The following is a 15,127-nucleotide window of genomic DNA, read 5'->3' as shown; positions in this document are numbered from 1 at the left end:
ACCCCGGACAAAATCGAGATCAAGAAATATGATCCGGTTGTTCGCAAGCACGTGATCTACAAGGAAGGCAAAATCAAGTAATTGATTTTTCCCGACTTACAAAAAAGGCCCGTATCTCACGATACGGGCCTTTTTTGTTGCCTCGAATATTTGCAAGCTGTCTGCGTAGGAGCTGCCGAAGGCTGCGATCTTTTGATCTTTTTTAAGGATCAAGATCAAAAGATCGCAGCCTTCGGCAGCTCCTACAGGGGAGGGGTATGGATCAAGCCTTCTGTTCGAAAATCACATAAATCTTGCGGCAAGCCTCCAGCACTTCCCAAGTGCCACGAAACCCCGCCGGGATCACAAATCGGTCGCCAACCCGCAACGTCTTGGCATTGCCATCGCTGTCACGCAGCACCGACACACCCTGCAAAATCTCGCAGTATTCGTGCTCGGTGTAATTCACCGTCCACTGCCCAACCGCACCTTCCCACACGCCAACGCCCATCTGCCCACACGGACTGTCGTACTGATGGAACACAGCTTGTTCAGGATCACCCTTGAGCACTTTCGCCGGATCCGGGCGATAACGTTCGGCTTCGCTGCTGGTCAGGCTGATGTCGACGACGTTCTGGATGTTCATTGTTGTTATCCCCTGTGAATACGGCGCGATTGGCTGGAAAGGGCCAAAGTCTATGTTGATTAAAATCAACACCGCAAGGCCGTATGGCCACCTTATGTCAAATATATTGAAACAACCCCGGCCGCTGGTTTAGGGTGGCGGGTGCCTCTGGCCGAAATAACCGGCTGGCCGGGCAGAATTCTTGAGGACGCTGGCGAAGATCGCGCGGCGCTCGTATTCAACAAGCGGAGGACACTCGAAATGACCACCCTGACTCGTGCCGACTGGGAACAACGCGCCCGCGACCTGAAAATCGAAGGCCGCGCTTATCTTAATGGCGAATACACCGACGCCGTCTCCGGCGAGACCTTCGAGTGCATCAGTCCGGTCGATGGCCGTCTGCTCGGCAAGATTGCCAGCTGTGACGCCGCCGACGCGCAGCGCGCCGTGGAAAACGCCCGCGCCACCTTCAATTCCGGCGTGTGGTCGCGCCTGGCGCCGACCAAACGCAAAGCCACCATGATCCGTTTCGCCGGCCTGCTCAAGCAGCACGCCGAAGAACTGGCCCTGCTCGAAACCCTCGACATGGGCAAGCCGATCAGCGATTCGCTGTACATCGACGTTCCGGGCGCGGCGCAAGCGCTGAGCTGGAGCGGTGAAGCGATCGACAAGATTTACGACGAAGTGGCAGCGACGCCGCACGATCAGCTCGGTCTGGTAACCCGCGAGCCAGTCGGTGTGGTCGGCGCCATCGTGCCGTGGAACTTCCCGCTGATGATGGCCTGCTGGAAACTCGGCCCGGCGCTGTCGACCGGTAACTCGGTGATCCTCAAGCCATCGGAAAAATCCCCGCTGACCGCCATCCGCATCGCCGCGCTGGCCGTTGAAGCCGGTATTCCGAAAGGCGTGCTCAACGTGCTGCCGGGCTACGGTCACACCGTCGGCAAGGCGCTGGCCCTGCACAACGATGTCGACACGCTGGTGTTCACCGGTTCGACCAAGATCGCCAAGCAACTGATGATCTACTCCGGCGAATCGAACATGAAACGCGTCTGGCTCGAAGCCGGCGGCAAGAGCCCGAACATCGTCTTTGCCGATGCGCCGGATCTGCAAGCTGCAGCTGAGTCCGCTGCCAGCGCCATCGCCTTCAACCAGGGCGAAGTCTGCACCGCCGGTTCGCGTCTGCTGGTCGAGCGTTCGATCAAGGACACATTCCTGCCGATGGTGATCGAGGCACTGAAAACCTGGAAGCCGGGCAACCCGCTGGATCCGGCCACCAACGTTGGTGCGCTGGTCGACACGCAGCAGATGAACACCGTGCTGTCGTACATCGAATCCGGTCACACCGATGGCGCCAAACTGGTCGCCGGCGGCAAGCGCATTCTTCAGGAAACCGGCGGCACTTACGTTGAGCCAACGATTTTCGACGGCGTGAGCAACGCGATGAAGATCGCTCAGGAAGAAATCTTCGGGCCAGTGCTGTCGGTTATCGCTTTTGATACCGCTGAAGAAGCCATCCAGATCGCCAACGACACGCCGTATGGCCTGGCCGCTGCGGTGTGGACGCAAGACATCTCCAAGGCTCACCTGACCGCCAAAGCGCTGCGCGCCGGTAGCGTGTGGGTCAACCAATACGACGGCGGCGACATGACTGCACCGTTTGGTGGCTTCAAGCAGTCGGGCAATGGCCGTGATAAATCGCTGCACGCGTTCGACAAATACACCGAGCTGAAGGCGACGTGGATCAAGCTGTAAGCCGTTAGCGAGGATCTGGTCGCGAGAACAGATCCTCCAGACGAAGCAGATCCCCTGTGGGAGCGAGCCTGCTCGCGAAAGCGGTGTAACAGTCAGCCTATGTGCTGAATGTGAAACCGTTTTCGCGAGCAGGCTCGCTCCCACATTTGTTTGATGTGACCTCAAAAAATAATTATCCACAGGAGCGTGGAACATGCGTTGGGCGACGTATTTCGCCGTGTTGGCGTCTGTCTTGAGTGTCGGCCTGGCCCTGGGGGTCAGCATGCCGCTGGTGTCGTTGCGTCTGGAGGGCTGGGGCTACGGTTCCTTCGCCATCGGTGTGATGGCGGCGATGCCGGCGATTGGCGTGTTGCTCGGCGCGAAGATTTCCAGTCATCTGGCGGCGCGCTTCGGCACGGCGAACCTGATGCGCCTGTGCCTGTGGGCGGGCGCGTTGTCGATCGGCTTGCTGGCGCTGCTGCCGAGCTATCCGATCTGGTTGGTGCTGCGGCTGATGATCGGCGTGATCCTGACCATCGTGTTCATCCTCGGCGAAAGCTGGATCAATCAACTGGTGGTCGAGAACTGGCGCGGTCGCTTGGTGGCGCTGTATGGCAGCAGTTATGCGTTGAGCCAGTTGTCTGGCCCGTTGCTGCTGGGCGCGCTCGGCACTGAAGACGATTACGGGTTCTGGGTCGGCGTCGGCTTGCTGCTGGTTTCGCCGTTGCTGTTGTTGGGTCGCAGCGGTGCGCCAAGCAGTGAAGCGAGCAGCGTGACGTTCCGCGATTTGTGGAGCTTTGCTCGCGATCTGCCGGCGATTGCCTGGGCGGTGTCATTGTTTGCCGCGTTCGAAGCGATGATCCTGACGCTGCTGCCGGTGTATTGCCTGCAACAAGGCTTCACCGCCGAGATCGCTTTGGCGATGGTCAGCACCGTGGTGGTCGGTGATGCGCTGTTGCAACTGCCGATTGGCGCATTGGCCGATTACCTGTCGCGGCGCACGCTGTTCGCGGGTTGCGCGGTGGTGTTGATGTTGTCGAGTCTGGCAATTCCGCTGTTGCTCGATACGCTGCTGATTTGGCCGCTGTGGGTGCTGTTTGGTGCCAGTGCTGGCGGGTTGTTTACGCTGTCGCTGATCTTGATTGGCGAGCGTTATCGCGACGATGCGCTGGTGCGGGCGAATGCGCATATCGCGCAGCTGTGGGGCGTCGGGTGTCTGATCGGGCCATTGGCGGCGGGTGCAGGGAGCCAATGGATCAACGGTCATGCGTTGCCGCTGTTGATGGCGATCGGGGCGTTTGGGTTGGTGATTTTGCTGTTGCGCCAAGGGGCATTCGGCCCGGTGACCGAACCTGCGTGACGAGGAGTTTGAAGCGCTGATTACCTGTGGCGAGGGGATTTATCCCCGCTCGGCTGCGCAGCAGTCGTAAAACCATCGCACGCGGTGTATCTGATACACCGCGATTGCAGGTTTTGGGGCTGCTTCGCAGCCCAACGGGGATAAATCCCCTCGCCACAAAAGCCCTCTAGAGCAGAGTTCTCTGTTTGATTACAACATGCGTTCCAGGCCGACGCTGGTGCTGAACCACGCATTAAACCGTCGCCACCAGCTCCCCGGTTCCTTGGTCAGCGTATGCATCTGGCCATTGTCTTCAGTGACCCAGACGATGTTCCCATCCTGCAATTTCGCCTGATAACTCAACGCCGGCGCCATACCCTGTAACGCCAACTCACGCACATGCTCAGCCAACTCCGGACTGTCCACCAACACCCCGACCTCGGTATTCCACAACACCGAGCGCGGATCAAAGTTGAACGAGCCGATAAACGATTTCTGCCGGTCAAAAATCATCGCCTTGCTGTGCAAACTCGAGTCCGAGCCGCGGAACGACTTGCTGTAAAACACATGCGGGCCGCTGCCATCGTTATCCCCAGGCTGGCGGCGCAGTTCATACAGTTTCACACCGTGTTCCAGCAGCGCCTTGCGATACGGCGCATAACCGCCATGCACCGCCGGCACGTCGGTGGCTTCCAGTGAGTTGGTCAGCAGGCTCACGGAAACACCTGCATCGGCGCGACCGGTCAGATAAACCAGCCCCGGTTGCCCCGGCACAAAGTAAGCCGAAATCATGATCAGCTCTTTGCTGACGTTTTTCAGTTCCGGCGCCAGTTGCGTGGTCAGCAGCAAGTGCGGATCCGGCTCATCCTTGGCCAGTACCTTGCTCGGCGCGTCCCACAGCGCCTGATTCCACGCCCAGATCAGTTCGTTGCGCCAGATGTCCATGCGCGGCTCGGTGGTGAAGGTCATCAACTGCTGATACAGCGCGTGATTCTGTTGGCGGGTTTCTTCCAGCGATTCTTCCAGGCGCGTGCGGGTGTTCTGCAAGTCCTTGGCGGACGGTTTGCTGGAGAGAAATTCATCGATCGGCTTGCTCAGCGCGCTGTTCCAGTACTGATCGAAACTGTGCCCGAGCTGCTCGGCCACCGGCCCCATGCTGAGCATGTCGATGTCGGTGAAATTCAGGTTCGGCTCGGCATCGAAATACTCGTCGCCCAGATTGCGCCCGCCGACGATGGCCGCGCTGTTGTCCGCCAGCCACAATTTGTTATGCATGCGCCGGTGCTGCAGCGACAGGTTGAACAGGCGCCCGGCCGCGCGGGTCACGCCGGTACTGCGGCCTAGGTGCAGCGGATTGAACAGACGAATCTGGATCTGCGGATGCGCCGCCAGCGTGGCGATGATCTGGTCGAGACCGTCGCTGGTGGTGTCGTCGAGCAGGATGCGTACGCGCACGCCACGGTCGGCGGCCTTGAGCAGTTCCTCGACGAGCATTCGTGTGCTGACGCCGTCATGGACGATGTAGTACTGCAAATCGAGGCTGACCTGCGCGTGGCGGATCAGCTCGGCGCGGGCAGTGAAGGATTCGGTGCTGTTGGACAGCAGGCGGAAGCCGGAGCGGCCTTCATACGGCGCGGCCTGAGCCTGAATCGAACGGCCAAACGCCGAACTGCTGGCCGGCAAGGCCTGGCTGGGCTCGCGTTGCACATCGACACTGGCGCAGCCGGCGAGCGACAACACGAAGATCAGAAGCAGGAGAGGGCTGGATCGCAAGTCGGATCATTCCGCGTGTGAGTAGGGATCGGAGTATGGCACGGGTTATGACCGTCATCGGCGGCGTTTGATTCAGGAAAAATCTGCCGTGGGGAACCGCCCGGTTTGAGCGCTGTGTAGGCAATGGCCGACGGGCAGGAAAAGAGAATTTTTGAAGTAGGGCATTTCTCCTACTCCTGTCAGCTACGGCCTCAGGCGAATTTTCTTTGGGTGCTTTGTAACTTCGTCTTACATCGGAAGTGGGGGCAAATCGCAATAATGGCCGGGCGTTGTCAGGCAGGAAATTTCGCTATTTCACGCCAGACAAAGCGCTACTTGCTGTCGTCCTTTTAATTCTTACGGAACGAGAATTTCTCATGAAAAAGCTTTTCATCAGCGCCACGGTGGTGGCTTCGTTGTTGCCTGCTCTTGCCCTCGCAGAAAGTGCCAGCCTCACGGTTAGCGGCACGATTATTCCTACGGCGTGCACGCCAAGTTTTGCCGGCGGCAGCGTTGTCGATCTGGGCAAGATTTCGGCGGCGGATCTGAACGCCGATGTACAAACAGAGCTGGGATTGAAAAACATTACGTTGAGCATGAACTGCAACGGCCGGGTGCCGGTGGCGGTGAGGGTGCATGACAATCAGGCGTCGACGCAACTGGATGGCATCACCATCGACGGTCGTGCAGAGAAGATGTACATCTACGGGATGGGCGCTGCCAGCGGTGTCAAGATTGGTGGTTATGGTCTGCGCCACGGAACGCCGACGGTGGACGCCTCGGCGATGTCGCTCATGTATCAGCAGGGCGGCGGCATCGGAGGTCCGAGCTGGGTGGAGCCGTCATCAACACTGGTTGCCAAAAATGCCTCTGACGGAGGTTACATTCATTATTCCTGGGGGCGCAGCGTGGCTGAAGGCCCAATCAACGGGATAAAGCACACCCTGCCAATGACACTGGTGCCGGTTGTCCGCGCTGCCAGTGCGCTGCCCACCGGCTCTGACATCACCCTCGACGGTTCCGCGACGTTTGAACTGGTTTACCTCTGAGATCAAGCGTGCCGTGAACACCTTCGATTTTTGAACGAACACGCACCGCAGTTCTTGCGGTGCGTCGTTATCTGCGCCTCGGGTGCACCTTTCCACGAATGCGTTTTCAAGGATGGCCCTCTCGTCGGCATTGTCGCGACGAGGTGCCAGGGAATAGTCATGCCTGCGATTCAACGTTTTTCAACCACCGCCCTGTTGGCGGCGCTGCTTCTATCCAGCGCAACATCCGTGGCGGACGCCGCCGGTATGGTGCCGCAAACCCCGATCCTGATTCTCGAAGAGTCCGCCGGCGAGGCCAGTATCAACGTCACCAACACCGAACCCAACCCGGCGCTGTTGCACACCCGCATTGAAAATGTTCCTGAAGACACCGAGCTGCTGTTGCTGCTGACCCCGCCAGTAGCTCGGGTGGAAAGCGGTGGCACGCAACTGGTGCGATTCATTCTGCGCAGCGCTGAGCCGCTGCAAACCGAGCGCCTGAAACGGGTGATTTTCGAAGGCATTCAGCCGCTGGAAAAGGGCAGCAACGCGCGGGTCAGCCTGACCGTAAAGCAGAACATTCCCGCGATTCTGCGCCCGAAAAACCTGCCCATCGAACGCCAGCCGTGGACGCTGCTGAAGTGGTCAGTGCAGGACACCCAACTGCAGGTCAGCAATCCCAGCCCTTACGTGGTGCGGCTGGCCAATACCGTCAATCTGCTGCCCGGCGAGGCCCCGGTGGATCTGGGCCGCAGCTACATTTTGCCCGGCGAAAAACTGCGTCTGACGTCCGCATCGCCGCTGCCCGCGACGGCGACTCAAGTGCGTCTGTACCCGGCGACGATGTACGGTTTCGCTGCCGGCAATTTCGATGCGCCGCTGGTGGCCGGTGAATGAATTACCGTCACAGCCTTGCGCTGCTCAGCCTGTTGTCGTCGGCGAACAGCTTGGCCGAATCGGTCACCTTCGACCCGAACGTCTTGCGCGCCCGTGGGCTCGATCTGCAACTGGCGGAATACTTTCAGGACGCGCCGCGCTTTCAGCAGGGCACGCATTCGCTGCTGCTCAGCGTCAACGGTGTGCCGAAAGGACGAGTGCTGGCGACGTTCGACGAGCAGGGCGAGTTGTGCACCACCGAGACGTTGCTCGAACAGGCAAACATGCGCGTAGAGGCGTTGCCGAGCCTGGAGTGCAAACGCTTCGTCGACAGCTTCGACGGCGTGATCGCGCGGCTTGATCCGGGCAAGGAACAGATCGAACTGCTGCTGCCCACCGGGCTCGTGGCGCCGACGGCTGCGGCGCGTCGCAACTACGCGCACGGTGGTAGCGCCGCGCTGTTCAACTACGACGCGCTGGTGCTGGGTAACGAGTACGTTGGCCAGACCACACACTACCGCAGCCTCAACACCGAGCTGGGTTTGAACATCAACGACTGGGCGCTGCGCAGCCGTCAGTCTTACGCGGCGTTCGAGGGCAGCAGCCAGACCGAGCATCTGTATGCCTACGCTTCGCGCACCTTCGAGTCGCTGCAAACCAACCTGCAACTCGGTCAGCTCAACATGGCCTCGCCATTGTTTGCCGGCGAGGCTTTCACCGGTGTGCAATTGCAGCCTGAAGCCGCGTTGGGGGAGCTGGAAGCGGACAGTGAAGGCGCCCACGTCGAGGGCATCGCTTATTCCGCTGCCCGGGTCGAGGTTCGGCAGAACGGCGCGCTGATCTACACCACGCTGGTGCCGCCGGGGCCGTTTTCGCTGGTGGGGTTGCCGCTGCTCAGCCAGAGCCTGGATCTGGAAGTCACCGTGTACGAAGAGGATGGCCAGCAACGCAGTTTTATCGTTCCCGGCGACAGCCTTGGTGGTTTGGCGCCGGGCCGCCAGCCGGGTTTCGCGGTGACGGCGGGACGTGTTCGTCGCTATGCCCGCGATGATCGCGACGCGCCTGATTTCGTCGCGGCGAGCAAGGATTGGCGTTTGGCCGCCGGCGAGCAACTGACGGCGGGCGCGATGCTCGGCAGTGACTATCAATCGGCCGGGATGGCGCTGCAAATTCCGTTGTTGCCGCGCACAGCGCTGGGACTACGACAGGTGGTGTCCCGCGCCCGTCGTGAAGATAAGTTGGGCGCGCAGTTCCAGTTCAGCCTGAGCACGGCGCTGACCGAGCGCGTTTCGGCGAACCTGTCGGTCACCCAACAGGTGCAGGGTTTTCGCACGTTGTCCGATACCACGTGGAATCGCGACACCGATCAACCGGATCAACGCATTCGCAACCAGATGACCCTTGGACTCAGCGGCGCGAGCCTATTGCTGGGATCATTTTCCGGTGGATTTTCACGCTTCACCGATTTTGAAGACGACACCAGTTCGCGCCTCAGCGCCTCGTGGTCACGGATGTTTCAGCGCACCAGCGTGTCGTTGAGTCTTGAGCGTGACATGGGCGGTTCGGCGCATGACAGCCGTGGTTTTGCGACCTATCTGACGGTCAGCGTGCCGATGGGTCGCAGCGGCGCGCTGAGCAGTTTTGTCCGCAAGGACGACCTCAGCGGCACCCGCAGCGGCTTGCGTCTGAATCAGCAGATCAACGACGCCGTGGCCTACAGCGCCACGGTCGAGCGCCCGGAAAACGGCGAGGCGGATGTCAGTGGCCGGCTCAACCTGCTGCCGCGTTACACCCAGGTTGATCTGGGTTATTCGCAGCGCGGCTCCGGTTCGACCGGTTACGACTTCGGCGCGCGCGGCGGCGTCGCGTTGCACAGCGAAGGCCTGACCTTATCGCCCTACACCGTGCGCGAGACCTTTGCCCTGCTCAAGGCCGGGGATGCCGCCGGGGTCAAGTTGCGCACGCCTTACGGGCCGGTGTGGACGGACGCTGCCGGGCGCGCGGTGGTAGCCAGCGTGCCGGCCTATCGCAACACGCGGGTGGAGATCGACACCGCGAGCCTGGCGCGCAATGTCGACGTGCTCAACGGCTACCGCGAGATCGCAGCGGCGCGCGGTTCGGTGCAGCGGCTGGAGTTTCTCATGGTCACGTCCCGGCGCGTCTTGCTGCACGCACACACGGCCGATGATCAAGTCGTCGGCAAGGGTTTTGGCGTGTTTGATGAGCAGGGCCGCTACGTCACCAGCGTGCTCGATGACGGACGGATTTTTCTTTCCGACATTCAGGCGGACGCTGCGCTGCATGTGCAAAAGGCCGATGGCTCGCGCTGTCATCTGACCTTCGAACTGGCTGAAGAAGCCGATCCCGATGAGCTTTACGAATCTGCGTCCGCGCGTTGCAGTGACGAGTGATGAGGAATTATCCGATGACTGTTTTCAACGTTTCGAGCGTGGCAATGCTCTGGCTGTGCTGCACGGCGGCGTGGGCGCAGGGCCAAGCATGCGAGGTGCGAGTCAGTCCGCCTGCGTTTGATTTTGGCCTGACCGACCGGGGCGCGTTGTTGCAGCAAAGTGCCGGTGCCAATGAACTGAGTTTTGGCAGTCGCCGGGTGCAAGTGCAGGTTGTCTGCGAGCAGGCGTCACCGCTGACATTGCGCTTCGATGCGCCGGGGGCTGACGCCGAGCGTTATCGCTTCGGCATTGGCACGTTGCGGCTCAAAGTGATGGCGGTGCGAGTCGACGGTGTCGCCACACAGAAAGCGGCGGGGGAGAGCGACGTGTTGCGCCCCGGCGAACGCCTTCTGCCGCTGTTGGCAAGCGGCAAGCGGATGGATGTCGAGTTCGAGGTTGAGGGGCAAATCAGCAACGAGGCCAGCCGGGTCGCGGATCTGACCCGACTGGACGGCGAAGGCGTGTTCAGACTGGACTGAGCTCGGACTCGGCAAGCAGTTTGATCGCCGCCGCACCGACCTTGCGCACCGCCTCTTCAATCAGCGCTGTCGGCTTGGCCGCGTAGTTCATACGCAGGCAATTACGGTACTTGCCCGAGGCGGAAAAGATGCTGCCAACAGCAATCTGTACGCCTTGATCAAGCAGCGCACGATTCAGTTTTAGCGTGTCGAAACCTTCCGGCAATTCCACCCACAACATGAAGCTGCCCTGTGGACGGCTGGCGCGAGTGCCGGCGGGGAAATAGCGCGTCACCCAATCGATCATCACGTCGCGATTGCGCTGGTATTGCGTGCGCATCCGCCGCAAATGCGGTTCGAAATGGCCGGATTTGAGAAATTCGGCGATGGCGATCTGCGGCTGTGGCGCGGTCGATCCGGTGCTGATGTATTTCATGTGCAGCACGCGCTCGAGGTATCGCCCCGGCGCGACCCAACCGATGCGCAGCCCCGGCGCCAGCGTCTTGGAAAACGAACTGCAGAGCAGCACGCGACCGTCTTCGTCGAAGGATTTGATCGTGCGCGGACGCGGGTAGGTGTAGGCCAGTTCGCCATAGACGTCGTCTTCGATGATCGCCACGTCAAAGCGTTGGGCGAGGGTGAGCAGCGCGCGTTTGCGCGACTCCGGCATGATGTAGCCGAGCGGGTTGTTGCAGTTCGGGGTGAGCTGAATGGCTTTGATCGGCCATTGTTCGAGCGCCAGTTCCAGCGCTTCGAGGCTGATGCCGGTGAGTGGGTCGGTGGGGATTTCCAAGGCTTTCATGCCCAGACCTTTGAGGGTCTGCATGGCGCCGTGGAAGCTTGGCGAATCCACCGCGACGATGTCGCCCGGCTCGCAGATCGCGTGAATGCTGGTGGACAAAGCTTCGTGGCAACCGGTGGTCACGACCAGATCGCTGGCGCTCAACTGGCAGCCGGAATCGAGCATTAACCGGGCGATCTGTTCACGCAGTTCGAGGGTGCCGTGGATGTTGTCGTAATACAGACCGGGCATGTCTTGGCGACGGCTGATCCGGGCGAGGCCGCGCAACAACGGTTTCATCGTTGGCGTGCTGATGTCGGGCATGCCGCGACCGAGTTGCACGACGTCCTTGCGCGGTACCGCGCGAATCAATTCCAGCACCTGATCCCACTGCGAAATTTCCACTGGCCGCTGCGCCGGACGGCCCACGGCAGGCAGCTCCGGCAACTCGCGACCGACCGGCACAAAGTAGCCAGACTTGGGCTTCGGCGTGGCCAGTCCGCTGTCTTCGAGCATGCGATAGGCCTGCTGCACCGTGCTCAGGCTGACCCCGTGCTCAACGCTCAAGGCGCGCACCGACGGCAAGCGGTCGCCGGGGCGATAGAAGCCTTGTTCGATGCGCGTGCCGAGCAATTCGGCGAGGTTTACGTAGAGGGTCATGGCGCTGCCTCGGTGCAGGTGATTCGGAAGACCAGTACAGATGCGAGAAAAATCGTCAATTCAGTCTGCAAAGCGGTAAATCTGTATGGAGTTAATACAGTCGCTTTGAATCTGTAATGGTTTTGCCCGCCCGCGCATCATGGAATCTCTGGCTACCCAAGTAAACAGGAGCGACAAAAATGAACGGCTTGAGCGATGTGCGGCTGACGTTACACAGTCAGGAACTGGAGGCAGGGCAGAAGGATCGTGCGCGCAATGAGATCATGCGTAACGCACCGTCCGGCCTGAGCCGCTGGGGTCTGATGTGGCATCGCCTGCACACGCGCAGGGCGTTGCTGGCGTTGACGGCGGACCAGCTCAAGGACATCGGGTTGACGCGTGAGCAGGCGCAGGAGGAGGGGTTGAAACCATTCTGGCGGATCTGAACGACACCGATCGTTCCCACGCTCTGCGTGGGAACGCCGCCCCGGACGCTCTGCGTCCGCTGTGACGCAGAGCGTCACTGGATGCATTCCCACGCAGAGCGTGGGAACGATCAAGCACCCCGCAAAACCATCAGACCAACTCTTTGAGGCGATGCCACAACATCCCCAACGCCAACAACGGCGAGCGCAAATGCTTGCCACCCGGGAAGGTGATGTGCGGCACCTTGGCAAACAGATCAAAGCCACCGCCGTGCTGCCCGCTGATCGCCTCAGCCAACAACTTGCCCGCCAGGTGCGTGGCATTCACCCCGTGTCCGGAATAGGCCTGGGCGTAATACACGTTTGGCTGGTCATTGAGCCGGCCAATCTGCGGCAGACGGTTGGCGCCGATGCCGATCATCCCGCCCCACTGATAATCAATCTTCACGCCCGCCAGTTGCGGGAACACTTCGAGCATCTTCGGCTGCATATACGCCGCGATGTCTTTCGGATCACGCCCCGAATAATGGCAGGCACCGCCGAACAGCAAGCGACGATCCGCCGAGAGTCGGTAGTAATCCAGCGCCACTCGCTGATCACAGACCGCCATGTTCTGCGGCAGCAGTTTGTGCGCCTGCTCTTCGCTCAACGGTTCAGTGGCAATGATGTAGCTGCCGGCGGGCAGAACCTTGCCGCTGAGTTGCGGATTCAGATCATTCAGATAAGCGTTGCAACCGAGCACCAGCGTCTTCGCCCGCACCGAACCTTGGGCGGTGTGGACTTTGACTTCCGGGCCGTAATCGATACGGGTCACTGTCGAGTGTTCAAACAGTTTCACACCCAATTGCTGCGCCGCCGCTGCTTCGCCCAACGCCAGGTTGAGTGGATGCAGATGCCCTGAACCCATGTCGATCAAACCACCGACATAGCGCTTGGAGCCGACCACCGTGTGCATCTCGTTGGCTTGCAGCAAACGGGTTTCGTAGCGATAGCCGAGGCTGCGCAACTCTTCGGCGTCTTCGGCAAAGCCTTCGAGGTCGGACGGTTTGTTGGCGAGGTCGCAGTAGCCCCAGGTCAGGTCGCAGGCGATCTGAAAACGCTCGACGCGCTGGCGGACGATTTCCACCGCTTCCAGGCCCATCAGTTTCATTTCGCGCACGCCGTCGCTGCCGACGACGTTGGCGAATTGATCGAGACCGTGGCCGACGCCGCGAATCAACTGCCCGCCGTTACGACCGCTGGCGCCCCAGCCGATCTTGTGCGCTTCCAGCAACACCACACTGAGCCCGCGTTCGGCCAGTTCCAGCGCCGTGTTCAACCCGGAAAAACCGCCGCCGACCACGCAGACGTCGGCCACCACGTCGCCTTGCAGCAGCGGATGATCCGGCTGCGGCAAGCTGCTGGCGGCGTAGTAAGAGGCAACGTGAGGTTGGCTCGCGGAGGTGTGGGCGCGGGCGGTCATGGGCGTCATCCTGAGGCGGGGGTGTCGAGAAAATTTGACGGAGCATAAGCCGCACGCCCGAACGGGGGCAACACTGGTCGGCCTGCGGTGTCTGGATCACGGCTTTTGCGGCACAATTGCCGCCTATTTCACCTTGGTTACCGTTCGATGAGCTGCAACAGCCAGACAGTCCGCACCTTGCGCCAGCAGATTCCCTTGTTCGAGTGCGTGCCCGGCTGCCACGATTGCTGTGGGCCGGTGACCACCTCGCCGGAAGAAATGGCCCGTCTGCCGCGCAAGACCCGCGCCGAGCAGGATGCCGCGATGGAAGAGCTGAACTGCGTGCACCTGGGGCCGAATGGCTGCACGGTGTATGAAGAGCGGCCGTTGATTTGCCGGTTGTTTGGCACGACCAAGACTTTGCCTTGCCCGAATGAGCGGCGGCCGGTGGAGCTGATTCATCCACGGGTGGAGAAGCAGATATTCGAGTACATGGCGGCGAATCGGCAGGTGTTGGTCTAACGGGTTCACTCTGAACCCAGTCGACACCTTCGCGAGCAGGCTCGCTCCCACATTTGGAATGCATTCCCCTGTGGGAGCGAGCCTGCTCGCGAATGGAGCGCCACCGATCTTCAATCCGGGATAGGCAGGCTCAAGCTCTCCTTAACCTCTTCCATCACGATATAACTCTTCGACTCCCGCACATGCGGCAGCTTCAGCAGAATGTCGCCCAGCAGCTTGCGGTACGAGGCCATCTCGGAAATCCGCGCCTTCACCAGATAGTCGAAATCCCCTGACACCAAATGGCATTCCAGCACGTGCGGCAACTTCAGCACCGCGCGGCGGAACTCCTCGAACGTGTCGCCGGATTTGTAGTCGAGGCTGATCTCGACGAACACCAGCAAGCTACCCTTCAAGTGCTGCGGATTGAGCCGGGCGTTGTAGCCCATGATGATCCCTTCGCGCTCCAGACGCCGCACGCGCTCGGTGCACGGCGTGGTCGAGAGCCCGACCTTTTCGCCCAGTTCGGTAAAGGAAATCCGCCCGTCCGCCTGCAGGATCCGCAAGATGTTGCGGTCGATCTTGTCCAGCTCACGTTTGGTCTGAGTGTTGGTACGCATAGGGGATGCGCCTCCGTGAAAAGGGTTTTTGCCGAGAATTGTCGCCAAATATAGGCGCTTATATAGTGAAAAGCACTGGCATTTCTTTTTTACACTGCGCGCATCATTGCTCTAACAACAGACGTACGCGGCCCCGCCGCGATGAGGGATACAAAAATGCGCGTAATGGTCTTGGGTAGCGGCGTCATCGGTACCGCCAGTGCTTACTATCTGGCCCGTGCCGGGTTCGAAGTAGTGGTGGTCGACCGGCAGCCGGCTGCGGCCATGGAGACCAGTTTCGCCAACGCCGGCCAGGTCTCGCCGGGCTACGCCTCGCCGTGGGCCGCGCCGGGCGTACCGCTCAAAGCGATCAAGTGGCTGCTGCAACGCCACGCCCCTCTCGCGATCAAAGCCACCGCCGACATCGACCAGTACCTGTGGATGGCGCAGATGCTGCGCAACTGAACCGCCAACAGTTACGCGGTGACCAAGGAGCGCAT

The 15,127-nt window shown here is 60.6% G+C and carries 14 protein-coding genes and 1 pseudogene; 10 read left to right on the top strand and 5 right to left on the bottom strand.

Going from position 1 to position 15,127, the window contains the following annotated elements; all coding sequences use genetic code 11:
* A partial coding sequence (gene rpmG, locus ACIP1X_RS24855) for a 50S ribosomal protein L33 (protein ID WP_400755589.1) occupies positions 1-81 on the top strand: 81 nt, incomplete at its 5' end.
* Between the two features lie 181 nt (positions 82-262).
* Here the strand turns inward: rpmG and ACIP1X_RS24850 are convergent.
* Positions 263-625 carry a cupin domain-containing protein gene (locus ACIP1X_RS24850; RefSeq protein ID WP_150649022.1) on the bottom strand — a complete coding sequence of 121 codons (363 nt, stop codon included), beginning with the start codon at positions 623-625 and terminating at the stop codon, positions 263-265.
* A gap of 240 nt (positions 626-865) precedes the next feature.
* Here ACIP1X_RS24850 and ACIP1X_RS24845 point away from each other — a divergent pair, with 240 nt between their 5' ends.
* Both ACIP1X_RS24845 and ACIP1X_RS24840 read left to right on the top strand, forming a co-directional pair.
* Positions 866-2,359 (top strand): aldehyde dehydrogenase, encoded by a 1,494-nt coding sequence (locus ACIP1X_RS24845; RefSeq protein ID WP_016985821.1) that lies wholly within the window; start codon positions 866-868, stop codon positions 2,357-2,359.
* 193 nt (positions 2,360-2,552) lie between these two features.
* Complete coding sequence (locus tag ACIP1X_RS24840) at positions 2,553-3,698, top strand: MFS transporter (protein WP_400755588.1); 1,146 nt, start codon at positions 2,553-2,555, stop codon at positions 3,696-3,698.
* Between the two features lie 189 nt (positions 3,699-3,887).
* On the opposite strand, the gene ACIP1X_RS24835 is transcribed toward ACIP1X_RS24840, so the two are convergent.
* Positions 3,888-5,450, bottom strand: a complete 1,563-nt coding sequence (locus ACIP1X_RS24835) for a phospholipase D family protein (protein WP_212546224.1) — start codon at positions 5,448-5,450, stop codon at positions 3,888-3,890.
* Between the two features lie 356 nt (positions 5,451-5,806).
* Between ACIP1X_RS24835 and ACIP1X_RS24830 the strand changes: the two genes are divergently transcribed.
* From ACIP1X_RS24830 to ACIP1X_RS24815, 4 genes are all read left to right on the top strand, one after another.
* Positions 5,807-6,478 (top strand): DUF1120 domain-containing protein, encoded by a 672-nt coding sequence (locus ACIP1X_RS24830; RefSeq protein ID WP_400755587.1) that lies wholly within the window; start codon positions 5,807-5,809, stop codon positions 6,476-6,478.
* A 159-nt stretch (positions 6,479-6,637) separates the two neighbouring features.
* A complete protein-coding gene (locus tag ACIP1X_RS24825; protein ID WP_400755586.1) occupies positions 6,638-7,354 on the top strand; it encodes a fimbria/pilus chaperone family protein in 717 nt (238 codons plus the stop codon).
* A complete protein-coding gene (locus ACIP1X_RS24820) occupies positions 7,351-9,744 on the top strand; it encodes a fimbria/pilus outer membrane usher protein (protein ID WP_400755585.1) in 2,394 nt (797 codons plus the stop codon). The genes ACIP1X_RS24825 and ACIP1X_RS24820 overlap by 4 nt, the downstream gene beginning before the upstream one ends.
* A gap of 14 nt (positions 9,745-9,758) precedes the next feature.
* Positions 9,759-10,262, top strand: a complete 504-nt coding sequence (locus ACIP1X_RS24815) for a hypothetical protein (protein ID WP_400755584.1) — start codon at positions 9,759-9,761, stop codon at positions 10,260-10,262.
* On the opposite strand, the gene ACIP1X_RS24810 is transcribed toward ACIP1X_RS24815, so the two are convergent.
* Positions 10,249-11,682, bottom strand: coding sequence for a PLP-dependent aminotransferase family protein (locus tag ACIP1X_RS24810; protein ID WP_212550364.1), 1,434 nt, complete (start codon positions 11,680-11,682; stop codon positions 10,249-10,251). The two genes, ACIP1X_RS24815 and ACIP1X_RS24810, sit on opposite strands and share 14 nt — an antisense overlap.
* Before the next feature lie 179 nt (positions 11,683-11,861).
* Here ACIP1X_RS24810 and ACIP1X_RS24805 point away from each other — a divergent pair, with 179 nt between their 5' ends.
* Positions 11,862-12,107: a DUF1127 domain-containing protein gene (locus ACIP1X_RS24805; RefSeq protein WP_400755583.1), complete on the top strand. Its 246-nt coding sequence runs from the start codon at positions 11,862-11,864 to the stop codon at positions 12,105-12,107.
* Positions 12,108-12,237: 130 nt separating this feature from the next.
* On the opposite strand, the gene ACIP1X_RS24800 is transcribed toward ACIP1X_RS24805, so the two are convergent.
* Complete coding sequence (locus ACIP1X_RS24800) at positions 12,238-13,548, bottom strand: NAD(P)/FAD-dependent oxidoreductase (RefSeq protein WP_400755582.1); 1,311 nt, start codon at positions 13,546-13,548, stop codon at positions 12,238-12,240.
* 147 nt (positions 13,549-13,695) lie between these two features.
* Between ACIP1X_RS24800 and ACIP1X_RS24795 the strand changes: the two genes are divergently transcribed.
* Entirely contained in the window at positions 13,696-14,049 is a 354-nt protein-coding gene (locus ACIP1X_RS24795) for a YkgJ family cysteine cluster protein (RefSeq protein WP_400755581.1), read from the top strand.
* A 110-nt stretch (positions 14,050-14,159) separates the two neighbouring features.
* On the opposite strand, the gene ACIP1X_RS24790 is transcribed toward ACIP1X_RS24795, so the two are convergent.
* Positions 14,160-14,648, bottom strand: coding sequence for an Lrp/AsnC ligand binding domain-containing protein (locus ACIP1X_RS24790; RefSeq protein WP_003177284.1), 489 nt, complete (start codon positions 14,646-14,648; stop codon positions 14,160-14,162).
* Between the two features lie 156 nt (positions 14,649-14,804).
* Here ACIP1X_RS24790 and ACIP1X_RS24785 point away from each other — a divergent pair.
* Positions 14,805-15,089 (top strand): annotated as a pseudogene (locus tag ACIP1X_RS24785) (FAD-dependent oxidoreductase); the annotation flags it as partial.
* Between the last annotated feature and the right edge of the window lie 38 nt (positions 15,090-15,127).

The organism is Pseudomonas sp. NPDC088885, from assembly GCF_044750025.1.
GTDB classification, from domain to species: Bacteria; Pseudomonadota; Gammaproteobacteria; order Pseudomonadales; family Pseudomonadaceae; genus Aquipseudomonas; species Aquipseudomonas rustica.
This window is presented reverse-complemented; position numbering and strand designations above follow the sequence as displayed.